Origin of the sequence: Collinsella aerofaciens (genome assembly GCF_039758965.1) — a bacterium.
In the GTDB taxonomy this organism is placed as follows: domain Bacteria; phylum Actinomycetota; class Coriobacteriia; order Coriobacteriales; family Coriobacteriaceae; genus Collinsella; species Collinsella aerofaciens_BR.
In genome coordinates, this window is sequence record NZ_JBDMSL010000026.1 from 18,993 (window position 1) to 35,239 (window position 16,247).

The following is a 16,247-nucleotide window of genomic DNA, read 5'->3' on the forward strand; positions in this document are numbered from 1 at the left end:
GACAGGTACTGCCCCACCGGCCAAAAAAGTTGCGGTGGAATAGTTCCTGTTTTGCCCTTAAGCTGGCCATTCTAGGAACTATTCCACCGCAACTAATAGATGGTTAGTTCATGCTACTTTGGTGGCCGGTTCGACCGGTACCGTTGCGCGTCACGGTTTCATGGAGCAAAAAGAACCCGGGGACCTGTTTGGTCTCGGTGTATTCCATAAGGATGCCGTCGGCGTTGTAAGTCTGCCCGCGTATAACGGCGAGTGCGTTAAAGTCGTCGAGATCGAGCACGCGCGTATCCTCGGGCGTGGGATGCTCGATCGTCACATCGCGTTTGCCCGTGGCAATCTTAATGCCAAGATCTTCTTCGAGGTAACGATAGATCGAATCGTTGACAATCTCGGGTGTCAGTCCCGGTACCTGTGAGCTTAGATAATAGGAGTCGTCGGAGCACACGGCTTGTCCGTCTGCATAACGGATGCGTTTGGCACGTGTGAGCTCACAGCCTTCGGGAAACCCGGTAATCTTGGAGAGCGCCTTGCTGCAGATGAGGAGCTCAAAGACGGTGGTGACAGTCTTGAGCTCAAAGCCTCGGTTGACCGCGATTTCCTTAAAGGTCTCGAGTCCGCCGCCACCACGACTCTTCTCGTCACTGATGTTGCGAATGACGCGCATGCCTTTGCCTTGCTGGGGGAGCACGTAACCATCTGCCGCAAGCATCGAGATGGCGCGACGGACCGTCATGCGCGAACAGTCAAACAGCTGCGTGAGCTCAGTCTCCGAAGGCAGATAACTCTGATAGGCGTATGTGCCGTCGTCAATCAACTGCTTCACGTTGTCATAAATAGTTTGGAAGATGGCTCGCGCCACGACGGTCTCCTAGAGCTGAGTGCGCGAGCGGTGGATGAGGACCGCTCGCGCAGGTGTCGATCGATTTACTTGCTGGGGTCGATTATATATTTACCCATGGCACGCAGGGCCGGGTCTGACAGGATGGCGCCGAGTTCGTCGAGGGAAGCCACCTTGGCGACCATCGAGGATACGTCGAGCCTGCCAGAGTCGATGAGCTCGAGCGCGCGACGCTGCGTATAAGGGTTGATGTAGGACGAGGTAAGCACAAGCTCCTTCTGGAAGACCTCGAAGGGCTTGACGGTGATTGTCTCATCGGGCTTGGTGAGGCCGAACATCATGACCGTAGCCTTGTGGCCGGCGATCTGGATGGCCTGCTCGATGGTGACGGGCTTGCCAACACACTCGATAACGACATCGACGTTGCCAACGCCCTCCTGCTTCAGGCGGGCCGGGACGTCCTCGTGGATGGAATCAATTGCCAGGTCGGCGCCGAGTTTGAGCGCAACCTCGCGCTTGCCTTCGACAGGCTCGAGCAAGACAACCTTGGTGGCGCCGGCGTTTTTAGCAAGCTGCATCATGAGCAGACCGATCATGCCACCGCCGATAACGACAACTGTGCTGCCGGGCTTGATGTTGCACATATCGATGCCGTGCAGGCAGCAGGCGACGGGCTCGGTCATAGCACCCTGCTCAAAGCTGGTGTGATTGCCCAACTTGTAGACTTGCTGCATGTCGACGGAGCAGTACTCGGCAAAGCCGCCGTTAACGGTGGTGCCGTAACCGGTCATATGCTCGCAGTAGTGGTTGATTCCGTCGCGGCAGGGTTCGCAGCAGCCGCAGGGATGGTTTGGGTCGATGCACACGCGATCGCCCGGTTTAAAGCCAGCGACGTCGCTGCCCACGGCCTCGACAACGCCCGCAAACTCATGACCAAGGATCGTGGGCGGGGTAACGTCGGCTGCACCCTTGTCGCCTTCATAGATATGAACGTCGGTACCGCAGACGCCGCAAGCTTTGACGTTGATCAGAACGTCGCGCCTGCCCACGGCCGGCTTTGCCGATTCCTCGACTCTGAGGTCGTGCTTTCCATAGAAGACCGCGCTTTTCATGGTGACTCCTTAACGTGGCGGTGAATGTTGTAATGAAGTATAGACATGTCTATAGATATATACAAGCACATCTAGACAAGTAGAAAAGAAAAATGAAATGCAGCCATCAGCTATGTCAGATTTAACAGGCAAAATACTGGACATATACCGTTTACGGCCAATAATCAACCGTTTACCGACCGTAGTATTTATGCTAACTTGTCTAGATAAGTGGTATGATAAAAATAGAAGCGCAAGAAGTCAGGGAAGCGGGCCCACCCGTCCTATTGCACGAGGTACACGCAAACGGCGCGTCTGCGGTCTCGAGTGAAGCCAAAACCGCAGTCGCTCCGAATGAAGAGAGGGGGATTCCCCGTCATGATGCAAAAGATACAACGTTTCGGCGGTGCAATGTACACGCCTGCAATTCTTTTCGCATTTTCCGGAATCGTCGTCGGCCTGGGTACGTTGTTTACCACCGAGGCGATCTTTGGCGAGATGGCCACTGCGGGCCATCTTTGGTTTGATTGCTGGAATGTGCTGCTCCAGGGTGGTTGGACGCTCTTTAACCAGATGCCGTTGCTGTTTTGCGTAGCGTTGCCAATCTCGCTCGCGAACAAGCAGAACGCTCGCTGCTGCATGGAGGCTTTGGCCATCTACCTTACCTTCAACTACTTTGTTAGCACAATCTTGGGGCAGTGGGGCCCTGTCTTTGGGGTCGACTACTCTGTCGAGGCGGGCAGCGGTACTGGTCTTGCCACTATCGCAAGCATCAAAACGCTTGATATGGGCATCATGGGCGCGCTCATTATCTCTGGTATCGCCACGATGCTGCATAACAAGTTCTTCGACACCGAGCTCCCCGAGTGGTTGGGCGTGTTCTCGGGCTCCGTGTTCATCTATATGATCGGTTTCTTCGTTATGGTTCCGGTCGCTCTTATCGCCTGCCTGGTGTGGCCGCATGTTCAGGCTGCTATCTCTGCCTTCCAGGGATTCATCCTTTCCGCCGGTACGTTTGGCGTGGGTGTCTTTGCTTTCTTCGAGCGCGTGCTGATCCCTACAGGCCTGCACCACTTTATCTATACGCCGTTCTATTACGACAACGCGGCGGTCAACGGCGGCATCTTTGCTGCTTGGGCCAACATCCTGCCCCAATTGGCTGCCGATCCGAGCATTGCTCTTAAGGATGCCGCACCCTGGGCTGCCTATACCTGCCCTGGTTGGACTAAGGTCTTCGGCTCGCTTGGCGTCGCCATTGCGTTTTATATGACCGCCAAACCCGAGCGCAAGCAGCGCGTCAAGGCTCTGCTGATCCCGGTCACCCTTACCGCTATGCTTTGCGGTATCACCGAGCCGCTTGACTTCACCTTCCTGTTCATTGCGCCCGGCCTGTTCGTCGTCCACTGCGTGCTCGGAGCGCTCGGCTGCATGGCTCAAAACCTCCTTGGCGTCGTGGGCATCTTCGACGGCGGCATCATCTCGATGCTCTCGTGGGACTGGCTGCCCCTTTGGGCCGCACACGGTCTGCAGTACGCCATCTCCATCCTTGTCGGTCTGTGCTTTACCGCCCTTTGGGTCGTGGTCTTCCGTTTCCTGATCGTCAAGTTCGACTTTAAGACCCCCGGTCGCGAGGATGACGATGTTGAGGTCGAGCTCAAGTCCAAGGCCGACTACAAGCAAAAGCAGGGCGGTGCTGCTGCTGGCAAATCGGTCGCCCAGAGTAAAGATGATGAGCGCTTGGTGCTTGCCGAGAACATCCTCGATCTGCTCGGTGGCACGGATAACATCATCGATGTAACTAACTGCGCTACCCGTCTGCGCGTTAACGTCAAGGACAAGAGCGTCGTTGCACCCGAGGCTTCCTTCAAGGCGATCGGTACGCATGGCTTGGTGGTCCAAGGTCAGTCAATCCAGGTCATCGTCGGCCTTAGCGTCCCGCAGGTTCGCGAGAAGTTCGAGAGTCTTCTGAAGTTCGAGACTCTTCTGTAAACCATCGTCCATCGAAACAATCGGCCTTGCAGAGCCGGTATGCACCGCAAGGCCGATTCTAGAGATAAAAAACTCCACTTCTAGGTAACAATTCCAAACCGTGCAGGCCGCGTACGGGGATGGATTGAGCAAGCGGCCAGAATGAGGAGGACATCATGTCCAAGAAAAACTATGCCGTGACCATTGCCGGCGGTGGCTCCACCTTCACCCCGGGCATCGCCCTGATGCTGCTTGAGGAGCGCGATCGCTTCCCGGTCAACAAGGTGACCTTCTATGACAACAACGCCGAGCGCCAGGAGATCGTTGCCAAGGCCTGCGAGATCTACTTCCACGAGAACGCTCCCGAGGTTGAGTTCAACTACACCACCGACCCCGAGACCGCTTTTACCGGTACTGACTTCGTCCTCGCTCACATCCGCGTTGGCCTGTACGCTATGCGCGAGCTCGACGAGAAGATTCCTCTCAAGTACGGCTGCGTTGGCCAAGAGACCTGCGGTGCCGGCGGTATCGCCTACGGCATGCGCTCCATCGGTGGTGTCATCGAGATCCTCGACTACATGGAGAAGTACAGCCCCAACGCCTGGATGCTCAACTACTCCAACCCCGCGGCCATCGTCGCCGAGGCCTGCCGCGTGCTGCGCCCCAACAGCCGCATCATCAACATCTGCGACATGCCGATCGACCTCATGGATAAGATGAGCCGTATGTGCGGTATCAAGGATCGTCGCGAGCTGCAGTATAGCTACTACGGCCTCAACCACTTTGGTTGGTGGAGCAAAATCTACGACAAGGATGGCAACGACCTCATGCCGCAGATTAAGGAGCACATGGCTAAGAACGGCTACCTGGACGGCATCGAGCACGAGGCCGGGAAGGAGCAGCATGTCGAGGAGAGCTGGATTCACACCTTCGGCAAGGCCAAGGATGTCTATGCTGTAGATCCCGAGACGATTCCCAATACCTACCTCAAGTATTACCTGTACCCGGACTATGTCGTCGAGACGTCTGACCCCAACTACACTCGCGCCAATGAGGTTATGGACGGCCGCGAGAAGAAGGTCTTTGGCGCTTGCCGCGACATCATCGCCAAGGGTACTGCCAAGGACGGCGGCTTTGAGCCGGATGTACATGCCAACTACATCGTCGACCTTGCCTGCGCACTGGCCGAGAATACGCTCGAGCGCTTCCTGCTGATCGTTCCCAACGATGGTGCTGTGCCCAACTTCGACCCAACGGCCATGGTCGAGGTGCCTTGCATCGTCGGTTCCAACGGCTTTGAGAAGATTTGCCAGGGCCCGATCCCGCAGTTCCAGAAGGGCCTGATGGAGCAGCAGGTTTCCGTCGAGAAGCTCGTTGTCCAGGCTTGGGTCGAGGGCAGCTACCAGAAGCTCTGGCAGGCACTCACGCTCTCCAAGACCATTCCTTCGGCGAGCGTTGCCAAGCAGATCTTGGACGAGCTCATCGAGGCCAACAAGGATTTCTGGCCCGAGCTTAAGTAAGGACTACTGTCTCGAACCTCACGCATCTCTGCTTCATTTGCGCCGCCGCGGTGTCCGGATTCGCTCGGATGCTGCGGCGGCGCTATACTTATGAGGTTTGAAGTACCTGTACCAAAAGGAGCTGTCGTGTCCCTTTCCATCGGTATCGTGGGCCTGCCCAACGTAGGCAAGTCGACGCTGTTCACCGCGCTTACCAAAAAGACCGGCCTTGCCGCCAACTACCCGTTTGCCACGATCGACCCCAACGTGGGTATCGTCGATGTGCCCGATAACCGCTTGCAAAAGCTCGCCGACATCGTTAACCCGGGTCGCATTGTGCCGGCGACGGTCGAGTTCGTCGACATCGCAGGTCTGGTGAAGGGCGCTAACGAGGGCGAGGGCCTGGGCAACCAGTTCTTGGCAAACATCCGCGAGACCGATGCCATCTGCGAGGTCGTGCGCTACTTTAAGGACCCCAACGTCATGCGTGAGGTGGGCCGCACGGGCGAGTTCGTCGATCCTGCCGGCGATGCCGACACCATCATGACCGAGCTCATCCTGGCCGACATGGGCACGCTCGAGAAGCAGCTGCCCAAGCTCGAGAAGGAGGCCAAGCGCGACAAGGAACTCATGCCCAAGTTTGAGGTCGCTAAGCGTCTGCTTGCCTGGCTCAACGAGGGCAAGCGCGCCGCATCCATGGAGATGACCGACGAGGAGCGTGCTGCCGCCAAGGGCCTGTTCCTGCTCACCATGAAGCCCATCCTGTATGTGGCAAACGTGGACGAGGATATGCTCAACGATGACCTGGCGCCCATCGACGGCGTCAAGCCGCTGCCTATCTGCGCCAAGATCGAGGCCGAGCTTTCCGAACTCGATCCCGAGGATGCCGCCGACTACCTGGAGAGCCTGGGCTTGGAGCAGCCCGGTCTGGACGTGCTCGCGCAGGCGGCCTACAAGCTGCTCGGCCTGCAGTCGTTCTTTACGGCCGGCGAGATGGAGGTCAAGGCCTGGACGGTGCGTCAGGGCGCGACCGCCCCGCAGGCCGCCGGTGTCATCCACACCGACTTTGAGCGCGGCTTTATTAAGGCCGAGGTCATTGGCTATGACGACTACATCGAGCTCGGCGGCGAGCAGGGCGCCAAGGCCGCCGGCAAGCTGCGTATTGAGGGCAAGGACTATGTCATGGCCGATGGCGACGTCGTGCACTTCCGCTTTAACGTGTAAGGACGACGCGCATGTTTAAATATGGAAAAAAAGCCGGCTACATGGGTATTGCGCTGCTGGTGCTTGCGGTGATTCCGCTGGTGGTTGCAGCGTGTGTTGTCCCCAACATTGGTCCCGAGGTGGCAACAAAGTTTAATGCCGCCGGCGAGGTGACGCGCTGGGGCAAGAGCTACGAGCTGCTGGCACTGCCGGTGCTCAACCTGCTGCTGAGCGTGGCGACGTACTTTACGGCGGGACGCCAGGCAAAAAACAACGAGGACTCCGCTGTGATGGCACGTCTTACGTGCGAGCGCTACCTGCGTAACGGCTGCATCACGGGCGTGTTCCTCAACGTAATCAACGTCTACTTTATGTATTCGGCGATTACTGGAACGGGCTTTGGCTTTGGTTTCTAGCTTGTCCTTTTAGGCAACGAGCCTGCATGCATATTCAATGGCTGCTGCGAGGCCGCCGCTCGATCGTGGTTTAAAGACCATGTCGGCGGCGGCCTCGTTTTCGTATCCGGCACCGCGAAGAGCAAGTGCGATACCGGCTTCCAGGAGAAGGGGCAGACCGTGTTGGCTGGTTGCGATTACGGCAGCCTGATTGAGCGAGCAGCTGTGCGCTTGGCATTGGATGGCAAGTTCACCTTGCGCCGGGCAAGGGACCAGAACGGCGGCGACGCGACTTGATAGCAATGCAAATGCTGTGCGCTCATCGGGCGAAAGGCATTCTGCTTCAACGACGACGAGCTTGGGCGGCGCGCTGTTTGTGCGGAGCGTGGCTCGGTACATACGGACCGAAGAATCCGACATAGAAAACTCCTGTGTATTCGGCAAAACGTAAACTATAGTTTACGTTTATGTTCGGCTCCATTTCAAACTCGGCTGCATGGACGAACGTGCGAAACAGATTCTTGGCAGGCGGGTCGAAGAGACACGCAGGGACCTTGGTATCTCCAAGGTTGATTTTTGTGTGGCGACAGGAATCAGCCGACCCTACCTCGACCGAATCGAAGATGGGACGGCAAATTTCACGCTCAAGGTTCTATTTAAGATCGCACCCGCACTCGGCATGACGGTCTCAGAGCTTCTCGAGGGCATCGAATAGGGGGTACCCGTCGACAACTGAATTACGCCATCGGGACGCGGTCGTGGTTGATTTGGCTGTAGAACAGGCGCTGGATTTCGGCGGCATCGCGTGACTGGCCGAGTGCCCACATGGTCTTGGCCACGAGCGTCTCGGTGGTCATATCGTCGCCGCGCAAAATACCCGGATGATTGGCGTAGGCACGGCCGACCTCATAAACGCCCAGATCGAGGCCCTCTTCGGGGACCTGCGTGGTCATAACGACGGTGCGGCCCGAATCGACCCAGCGGAAAATCGCCTCCTGGAATGACTCGCCGGACTCGCCAAACTCGGGGATACCGCCAATGCCAAAGGTCTCCAGAATCACGGCGTCGTAGCTATCGGCTAGGGCGTCCAGGATACCCGGGTTCACACCGGGCGTAAGCTTGAGTACAAATACGCGCGGGTCGATGCTGTCGTAGAAACGCACCGGGTTTTCGCCCTGATGCGTGCCGTGGAGTCCGTTGTGCACGATGCGGTCGTTGCGGATATAGGCGATGGGCGGATAATTGACGCTAATGAACGCGTTAAAGCTCATGGTGCGTTGCTTGCGGGCGCGCGTGCCGGCAATGGCGACGCCACCAAACACAATCGACACATCGTGCGAATGCTCGTCGAGCGCATAGAGCAGGCTCTGGTACAGGTTGAGCTTGGCGTCGGTAAAGGGATTGCCCATGGGCTTTTGCGAGCCGGTGAGCACGATAGGCTTGGGGCTGTCCTGAATCAGATAGGAAAGCGCCGCCGCGGTGTAGCTCATGGTGTCGGTGCCGTGCAGAATCACGAAGCCGTCGTGGTCGGCATAGCCCTTGACGATGACGTCGCGGATACGCATCCAGTCACTGGGGCGCATATTGGTGCTGTCGATGTTCATGGGCTGCACGACGTCGAGCTCGCAGAGGCCCGAGATCTCGGGGACGCTCTGGGCGAGCTCCTCACCGGTCAGGGCGGGGGAGAGGCCGTTGCCGTCCTCGGTCGATGCGATGGTGCCGCCCGTGGCGATGAGAAGGATGCGCTTCATGCTGGTATTCCTATCGTATTTGCCGCCGCAGAGGCGGAGTCGTTCGGCAGTATTGTGGCACAGGGCGTCCAATGTTCAAACGTATTACATCATCTGTAACGTTTGGTAACACTTCAATTGCTGGCAAATAGGGGCCCGGGTCGTGCGTTTGCCGTGCGCTGATGGCTGCGAGGGACGAGAAACCCCATATAACGTGTACACTATGGAGGTTATTTTCGTTCATTCACGCGGGTGGGCACCGGCTCCCCGCCAACAAGAGGGGGAAACCATGGATCAAAAGGCTTCCGCAAAGGTCCTCGTACTCGACTTTGGTGCGCAGTACGGTCAGCTCATTGCCCGTCGCGTCCGCGACCTCAACGTGTATTCCGAGATTGTCCCCTGCGACATCTCGGCCGATGAGATTCGCGAGATGAACGCCTCTGCGCTCATCCTTTCCGGCGGTCCGGCTTCCGTGTACGCCGAGGACGCTCCGTCCATCGACCCCGCCATCTTTGACCTGGGCCTTCCCGTCCTGGGCTTCTGCTACGGCCATCAGATCACGGCCGTGACGCTCGGCGGCAAGGTCGGTCACTCCGAGGTGGGCGAGTACGGCCGTGCCACTATTACGCGTACTGCCGGCGCCAAGCTCTTTAACTCCACGCCCATGGAGCAAACCGTGTGGATGAGCCACCGCGACGCCGTGTCCGAGGTGCCCGAGGGCTTTACCGTTACCGCCAGCACCGACGTGTGCCCGGTTGCCGCCATGGAGTGCCCCGAGCGCAAGATCTTCACCACGCAGTTCCACCCCGAGGTCAAGCACTCCGAGTACGGTCAGCAGCTGCTGAGCAACTTCCTGTTTGAGATCTGCGGCCTGGAGCCCAACTGGAGCATGGACAACCTGGTCGAGACCATGACGGCCGAGTTCCGCGAGAAGGTTGGCGACGACCGCGTGATTCTGGCCCTGTCCGGCGGCGTTGACTCCTCCGTCGTGGCTGCGCTGGGCGCCCGCGCCGTGGGCAAGCAGATGACCTGCGTGTTCATCAACCACGGTCTGCTGCGCAAGGGCGAGCCCGAGCAGGTGGAGGAGGTCTTCACCAAGCAGTTTGACGTCGACTTTATCCACGTTCACGCCGAGGACCGTTATGCCGAGCTTCTGGCTGGCGTGACCGAGCCCGAGGAGAAGCGCCGCATCATCGGTACGCAGTTCTGGAAAGAGTTCTTCGCCGTGGCCCAGCAGCTCGAGACCGATGGCAAGCCGGTCAAATACCTGGCTCAGGGCACCATCTACCCCGACATCATCGAGTCCGGCGCTCGCAAGACGGGCGGCAAGACGGCCACCATCAAGAGCCATCACAACCTGATCCCGTTCCCCGAGGGCGTGCACTTCGACCTTATTGAGCCGCTCGACCACTTCTTTAAGGACGAGGTCCGCGCGCTTGGTCTGGCGCTGGGCCTGCCAGGTCACATCGTGTTCCGCCAGCCTTTCCCGGGTCCGGGTCTGGCCATCCGCATCATCGGTGCGGTCGATAAGGAGAAGCTCGAGATCCTCAAGAACGCCGACGCCATCGTGCGCGAGGAGCTCGACGCCTACAACCAGCGTCTGTTTGAGCAGACCGGCGAGCGCAACTCCGAGCACAGCTGCTGGCAGTATTTCGCGGTCCTGCCTGACATCAAGTCCGTTGGCGTTATGGGCGACGAGCGCACTTATCAGCGCCCGATCATTCTGCGTGCCGTCGAGTCCAGCGATGCTATGACCGCCGACTGGGCCAAGCTGCCCTACGACGTGCTGGCCCGCATCTCTGGCCGCATCGTTGCCGAGGTCCCCGGCGCCAACCGCGTGTGCTACGACATCACGTCCAAGCCGCCCGCGACCATCGAGTGGGAGTGATTTTCGGGGTCTGACACTTCTCAACACCATCTTCCAAAAACTGACATTTCCGCAGGTCAAGAAAGGGTTTCGTTCGATTCGGACGGAGCCCTTTCTCACAGAGGAAATAGACGAACGATCTCCAGTTAAAAGCCAGTCTTGGTAGCTTCTCCGATTTTACCAAAGCAGCCTATGGCTACTCGATGAGTGGTGCGCAAACGTGAAGCAGCCTGGTGCCGATACCGTCCCGCGAGCCGGTCGACGACTATGCGTCGTGGGCGAGCTCCTCGAGACGCCCAAGCGCGATTTCCAGCCAGTCGAGCTCTCGCTCGCAAGGCCCCATCGACCAATGCGTAATGTACCGGCACTGCGAGAAGACCGCGTTGCCGAGCGTTTGTACATCGTCGATGTGCGCAAGCTCGCGCCTGAGGCCCTGTGCATCATGCAAGGCGAGCCCGTAAAGCTCTTCATACGAGTGACCGCAATCCATCTCGAAGCCAAACTCCTGGAAGCGCGCCGCCCAGTCGTCGCGCTCGAGTGCGGCGGCACCACGTTCCTCGATCGCAAGCCTCAGCTTGCGAGCGTACTTTGCAACGTTATGAGGTTCCATCGCGGCGACTCCTTGATTCGAATAAGATGGGCTTGTGGTATCGAGGGCACGTAGCGCATCGCCCTCCTGCTCCTGCGGGGCATGCGCTACGGTCAGTTCAGGACGTGACCGAACGCCGCTACTGTTTCGTCAGATGCCCGGTCGGGCACCTCCTTGCCCATTGCCTGCTCGATGACGTCGAGGAGCCTCTTCGCGCGATCTAGGAAGAACGCGTCGAAGTCATCGGCGGCGAGGGCGTCGTAGTCGATGAGGTGCGACTCAACACGCCTACGGAGCTCATCACCGTCGATCTGCTCATCCTTCATGATCTTCGGCAGGTACTTCGAAGGGGCAACACCCCCGATCTCCCGGTTAGTGCGCGCGATGAGCGGGGTCTTGTTCACGATGGAGTTCCACTTCGTCCGTTCGAGCCCCGTCCTCTCACAGTACGCACGCGGGAAGATGTGGTGGATGTCCGGCGGGGTCTCCATCGACTTCACCGTGGTCATTGGTGCGCCGTCGACGAAATCGAGGCAGTTCTCGCGGAACACGAGGGCCATGACCCCCTTATAGGCGGCGCTGTTTCTGGTCTGAAGGCCCAGCAGGCGCGTGGACTGGAAGTAGGCGGCGTTCACGGTGCGCATCTGCGAGTCGGCGCCCTCTATCGCCGCAACCAGGTCCTCGATGTCGTTGGCGTAACGCGTCTCGTTGGCGCCACCGTACATCTCCCCGAAGATCCCGCACCACAGCCACCGGCGGAGGATTGCCTTCACGGGCTGCCGGTCGAACGCCTTGCGCCCGATGTAGGCGCAGGTGGCCGCGAGAGGGATGAGCTGCGTCGTATAGGGAAGGTCGCGCATGCGGAAGACGCACTCGCCGATGAGCAAATCGCGCGCCATGTCGAACCCGTCCAACAGCGCGTCCAGGTTGGCGACGTAGTCCTCGTAGCGCAGCGCCAGAACGTCCTTCTTCTTGCAGCTGGTGCTGCCCTTGGTGCCGGCGCGCTTCGCGCGATACGTCGTGTAGAGCGTCATGGAGGTCAGAAACGTGGTCTCGTCGACGCCCTGCATGAGATCCGTTCTGATGTCCTTGCTTTCGGCGCAAATACGCGGGCGCACGACCTTGTTCCAATTCCCACGCAGGTCGAAGTCATAGGTGGCGAAGGCAGCCGTCACGAGCTCGAACACGGTAAGAGAGACACCTCCCGTGTTCACGTTCTCGAAGACCTTGCAGACCGCCTCACGGGGCGTCGTCTTGTCCAAGGTGATGACCGGAATCTTGTAGTCCTCCATCGTCCTGAGGACATTCTCTTTGAAATCCTTCCAAAGGGCGTACTCTTCGGACTTGAGACCATAGTGTTCAATGAACTCTGTAAACCAGTCGTCACGCCCCTGGGAGTCGAAAACGAGATTGGCGGGAAACATGAGCTCCTCGATTTCGCGCTCGCGGCTCGTGAGGTCGAGGACGATCTTGCGGCCGATGTCCTCGGTGACGACGCGCTTGTCCGATATGGAGGCAATCGCATCCTCGCGGTCTTCCTCCGGATCGAGGCACCTGCGCATGTTGAGGTAGTAGAAGCGGCTGAGCTTCTGGCCGCGCTCGTTCGAGGTGCTGACGGGGTCTTTCCCGAAAAGCGAGCAGTAGAGCGAGGTGAGACGCTGCTGGCCGTCGAGAACGAGGTAGTTGGGCTCGCGGGAGATGCCGTGCGTTCCCTCGAAGGCGCGGTACTTCAGCCTCACCTCGCTGCCGCCGCACTCGAGCCTCATGAGGGCTCCCATCGGATACCCCTGCGTCAAGCTCGCGATGATGTTCCTGATGCGCCCGTCATCCCACGTCCAGCTACGCTGGAACTCCGGGAGCTGATGCGTCCCCTTGCCAACCCCTTCGAGAAGCTCGCCGAGCGAGGTGTCATATGATTTGGGCGCCGCTATAGCCATATAGGCTCCTTCGAGGTAAATGGGAGTGATACCGGTGTATTACAATTGCCTGTAAACTCTTATTTTACAATGCGTAGCCTATATTGAGAACACGACGAGAAGAGCGGTGCAGCTACGAGGTGCCACATCCCACCACCACCCGCTGCCCGTCGAAGGTCGCCCGCAGCCCACCCGCCTCCGCTCTGTTGCGCGCACGGCTCGGAAACCGCCCCGCCCTGCGCGGAGAGCGTCACTCACGGCCATGCCCGCCGCTCCGGCTGTGTATTGCTCCGCGGTTCGGGCCAGCCAGCTCCGCCTGCGTGTTGCTCCCGGCTCAGGTCAGCCGGCTGCGCCGTCTGCCCTTCGCGGCGGTTCGTGGATCCCCAGGGCGCAGACGATGTCGCCGTTGGAAAGGCCGTCCGCCTTGCGGCAGATCGCCTCGTCAGCCATCTCCTGCGTCAGCTTCGGACGCCTTGCCATGCGTATCACCCCCGTGAAACTCGTCAGTTCTCTCACGGTGGATTCTCGCGGCACGTCACAAAGGCATGGAAAAGGCGGAGCCGTGTCCCGTCGTTTCCGTCGGGGCGTGCTCCGCCTTCCCCCATATTCTATCGCCTAGCGACGCTCCCGCTTCCTAACGCGCCAACTGGCTAAACAGAGACGATGTTATCCCTGCTGCGTTCTTTGCCATCTTCCCCGATCCAGCGCGTCTTGACCGTGAATTTGCTGGTAGAGCCGTCGGCAAAGAAGATGGTTTCATCGAAGCTCTCGCCAGGTTCGAGCCGCTCGTAAGGCTCTTTATCCTGTATGAAAGCATAGGGTCCGGCATTCTCGTCATACTCACAGGTAACATTGGTTACGGTGGTGCCACCCGTGTTCGAAACTCGTATGCGGTGCCCTTTTAATCCAATACGGACGTAGCGGGCTTCCACCTTGGAGGATGATCTTCTCTCTGCGGCTTCTTCCTCTCTCTGAAGCTGCAACTCATGAAGTTTGAGCTGCAGATTCTCAAGCTGCTCGCCTCGCTTCTTGTCATGCAGGCTCAGCCTGTAGTTCAAAACGAAAGAAACGACGGCGAGGATAAGGCTGAGCGCCGATATGACGATGGGGGCAAAGGTGATTAATTGCGAATCTCCAGTCATTTGACCTTCCAGCCCTTTCGCTTCAGCGCCTTCTTCAAATCCTTCGAAAGCGCCGAAATGATGTCGTCGCCCATATCCTGGATTGTCGCGTCGATTGATGCCGAGTTCGCTTCAGTAAGCTGATCTCTGGAGATTGCCACTCCACAATGCGCGCAGATGAAACGTCGCTCATCAGCCGAGTCCTGATCTTGGCCAGATACCTCGGAGAACTCAGTGCAGCCACACGTGGGGCATGAAAGTGGCACCTGCACAGATAAGTCGTCCATGAATCACCTCAATACAGTTCAGTTGGCCGGTATTCCAATATGTGCAATTTTACCGCTGACAAGGCGTGAGATTGGAGGCGAGCATGGCCGACACGCAAGAGCTCAACCCTTCCGCTCCCGCCGTCCCTTCAGCCCGTACTTCCTGCACAGGCGAGAGTTGCGCTGCCGCATCATGTCCCGCTTGCGCCGTACCTCGTCGAGCTCGGCGGACTCCTCCGCGTGCGTCCGCTCGCGCTCGAGCTACTCGTTGAAGGCGCGCTCCTGCTCCAGGTGGTAGCGCTCGGTGCATCTGGGCGGGTCTACGAACAGCAGGTTGACGATAAAAATAGGGCAGAATCGCGCTCGCAATCCCGCCCATGAAACCCATGGGTTTTGACATCTGAGGCTATTCTAGCAAACCCAGCGATTCCGATAGGACGGCCTCCAGGTGCCGGGGCGCTTTTCCCCGGCGTTACTGTATCTCGGGGTCTTTCCCGAAAGAGGCGAGCCGCTTCGTCGGCGAGCGCGGTCCGGCACCCTGCGCGACCCGCCGGGCGCGTCCGCGCCGCTCTGCTAGGAGAGCCGTTTCCTCGCGAGCTGCTTCAGGTAGGACTGCCTGAAGTCCCGGCGCGTTAGTCGGTAACGTTCCGGGCAAGAACGGAGTCTAGGATGTCGTGCAGCACGACCGCGACGAGGTAGAGGCCCTCGGAGAGGTCCTGGTCCCCGGATTCGTTGATATAGAGGTTCAAGCGGCCCGGCAAGATTAATCTCCAGAAAAAGGAAATGGCGAGGTACGTACCTCGCCAATCTGACACCTAGGGCTTCCGCCTTTCGGCAGGCTTATTCTGCCACCGTTTGGACCGGGCTTCAAGGTGGCCTGGTTCCGAGTGCTGCATTTTGCGGCTGACGGTGCCCGAACGCCTCGCCCGTTGGTCGGTGAGCTCCGCGGCGCTGGGCGCCTTCTGGGCAATCGGAGGATGCATCGGACGAGATCGGCCGTTGAGGGCCCCGCTGCCTCCGGATGCGTTCCAGCTGGCGCAGGATTATTCCGCTGGTGGCAGATGGCTTGGAAGTGACGTCGGGAAACTGCCTCTCCGACGAGCTGTTTGCGCAGGTCATCTCAATTATTCCCGAAAGTTGCCGATTATTCTCACCAGCCCGCCCGGACCTTGCGCGCTGGAGAAACCGGCTTGCCCGCGCTTCTGGCGCCGGCGATTATTCCTCACGGTCGTTTCTGCAGGTAGGATGGTCCGCCGGCGTGTACCGGCTGCCGTCACGGGCATGGGTGGCGCAACCCGTGTACCATTCCCGGAACCGGCTGGTGCACGGGTTTCGGGCGCTTTCCGGGCGCCGGGGGATAAGCGAAACTGCAGGTGAGAGCGCGAGTTGGTACAAGAAGCGGCACTCGATTTGATCATCGAGTGGGAATGACGAAGGGGTGCATTTCCCCAGCCGTCTTTTGGTTGTTTTTGGATTGATTCTCTTAGCATTTCTTACGTCCGATTATGATGGTTTACACGCAAGCCTTTTAATATGAGCAGGACATTGTCAAGAGGCAAAATCGGGCCTGGCCCCAACGATATGGGGTCAGGCCCTCTCCCTATATCAGCCCGTCCGCGGCGACCTCGGCGTGTCTTACCGACGCTCGTCTTTGCAGTTTAATATCCGCCCGCGGCGATCTCTCGCCGGGCAATCCGTTGCTACGGCTGAGGCTTCTACGTCGAACCGACAGTCTGTGCACGCGTGTGGCGCCCTGGGCGCTCG

Annotated in this window: 15 protein-coding genes; 6 read left to right on the forward strand and 9 right to left on the reverse strand. The window is 58.9% G+C overall.

The features are described from left to right. Positions 1–103 precede the first annotated feature (103 nt). Complete coding sequence (locus tag ABHU32_RS08580; protein ID WP_346979647.1) at positions 104–859, reverse strand: GntR family transcriptional regulator; 756 nt, start codon at positions 857–859, stop codon at positions 104–106. A 65-nt stretch (positions 860–924) separates the two neighbouring features. Next, positions 925–1,950, reverse strand: coding sequence for a zinc-dependent alcohol dehydrogenase family protein (locus ABHU32_RS08585; protein WP_346979648.1), 1,026 nt, complete (start codon positions 1,948–1,950; stop codon positions 925–927). Between the two features lie 357 nt (positions 1,951–2,307). Between ABHU32_RS08585 and ABHU32_RS08590 the strand changes: the two genes are divergently transcribed. The 4 genes from ABHU32_RS08590 (at position 2,308) to ABHU32_RS08605 (ending at position 7,015) form a co-directional block, all read left to right on the forward strand. Then, positions 2,308–3,918: an alpha-glucoside-specific PTS transporter subunit IIBC gene (locus ABHU32_RS08590; protein WP_346979649.1), complete on the forward strand. Its 1,611-nt coding sequence runs from the start codon at positions 2,308–2,310 to the stop codon at positions 3,916–3,918. Positions 3,919–4,073: 155 nt separating this feature from the next. Further along, positions 4,074–5,417, forward strand: coding sequence for a 6-phospho-alpha-glucosidase (locus tag ABHU32_RS08595; RefSeq protein ID WP_346979650.1), 1,344 nt, complete (start codon positions 4,074–4,076; stop codon positions 5,415–5,417). A gap of 126 nt (positions 5,418–5,543) precedes the next feature. Continuing rightward, entirely contained in the window at positions 5,544–6,620 is a 1,077-nt protein-coding gene (gene ychF / locus ABHU32_RS08600) for a redox-regulated ATPase YchF (RefSeq protein ID WP_346979651.1), read from the forward strand. Between the two features lie 11 nt (positions 6,621–6,631). Next, positions 6,632–7,015: a DUF1648 domain-containing protein gene (locus ABHU32_RS08605; RefSeq protein WP_346979652.1), complete on the forward strand. Its 384-nt coding sequence runs from the start codon at positions 6,632–6,634 to the stop codon at positions 7,013–7,015. Positions 7,016–7,024: 9 nt separating this feature from the next. Here ABHU32_RS08605 and ABHU32_RS08610 read toward each other — a convergent pair whose 3' ends face one another. Then, complete coding sequence (locus ABHU32_RS08610; RefSeq protein ID WP_346979653.1) at positions 7,025–7,414, reverse strand: hypothetical protein; 390 nt, start codon at positions 7,412–7,414, stop codon at positions 7,025–7,027. Between the two features lie 76 nt (positions 7,415–7,490). On the opposite strand from ABHU32_RS08610, the gene ABHU32_RS08615 reads away from it, so the two are divergent. After that, the gene (locus ABHU32_RS08615; protein WP_035136926.1) at positions 7,491–7,709 is read left to right on the forward strand and encodes a helix-turn-helix domain-containing protein; all 219 of its coding nucleotides are present in this window, start codon (positions 7,491–7,493) and stop codon (positions 7,707–7,709) included. Positions 7,710–7,731: 22 nt separating this feature from the next. Here the strand turns inward: ABHU32_RS08615 and ABHU32_RS08620 are convergent, their stop codons facing one another. After that, positions 7,732–8,745, reverse strand: a complete 1,014-nt coding sequence (locus tag ABHU32_RS08620) for an asparaginase (protein ID WP_346979654.1) — start codon at positions 8,743–8,745, stop codon at positions 7,732–7,734. Positions 8,746–9,013: 268 nt separating this feature from the next. Between ABHU32_RS08620 and guaA the strand changes: the two genes are divergently transcribed. Further along, complete coding sequence (guaA, locus tag ABHU32_RS08625; RefSeq protein WP_152068629.1) at positions 9,014–10,612, forward strand: glutamine-hydrolyzing GMP synthase; 1,599 nt, start codon at positions 9,014–9,016, stop codon at positions 10,610–10,612. Between the two features lie 244 nt (positions 10,613–10,856). Here the strand turns inward: guaA and ABHU32_RS08630 are convergent, their stop codons facing one another. The 5 genes from ABHU32_RS08630 to ABHU32_RS08650 all read right to left on the reverse strand — a co-directional run bounded on the left by ABHU32_RS08630 (position 10,857) and on the right by ABHU32_RS08650 (position 15,244). Further along, positions 10,857–11,201 (reverse strand): hypothetical protein, encoded by a 345-nt coding sequence (locus ABHU32_RS08630; RefSeq protein ID WP_196031598.1) that lies wholly within the window; start codon positions 11,199–11,201, stop codon positions 10,857–10,859. A gap of 92 nt (positions 11,202–11,293) precedes the next feature. Further along, positions 11,294–13,117 (reverse strand): GmrSD restriction endonuclease domain-containing protein, encoded by a 1,824-nt coding sequence (locus tag ABHU32_RS08635; RefSeq protein ID WP_260699467.1) that lies wholly within the window; start codon positions 13,115–13,117, stop codon positions 11,294–11,296. Positions 13,118–13,746: 629 nt separating this feature from the next. Then, on the reverse strand, positions 13,747–14,238 hold the full coding sequence (locus ABHU32_RS08640; RefSeq protein ID WP_260699466.1) for a hypothetical protein: 492 nt from the start codon (positions 14,236–14,238) through the stop codon (positions 13,747–13,749). Next, positions 14,235–14,504, reverse strand: a complete 270-nt coding sequence (locus ABHU32_RS08645) for an ECs_2282 family putative zinc-binding protein (protein ID WP_196031589.1) — start codon at positions 14,502–14,504, stop codon at positions 14,235–14,237. The genes ABHU32_RS08640 and ABHU32_RS08645 overlap by 4 nt, the downstream gene beginning before the upstream one ends. A gap of 611 nt (positions 14,505–15,115) precedes the next feature. Beyond that, entirely contained in the window at positions 15,116–15,244 is a 129-nt protein-coding gene (locus tag ABHU32_RS08650; protein ID WP_260699462.1) for a hypothetical protein, read from the reverse strand. Between the last annotated feature and the right edge of the window lie 1,003 nt (positions 15,245–16,247).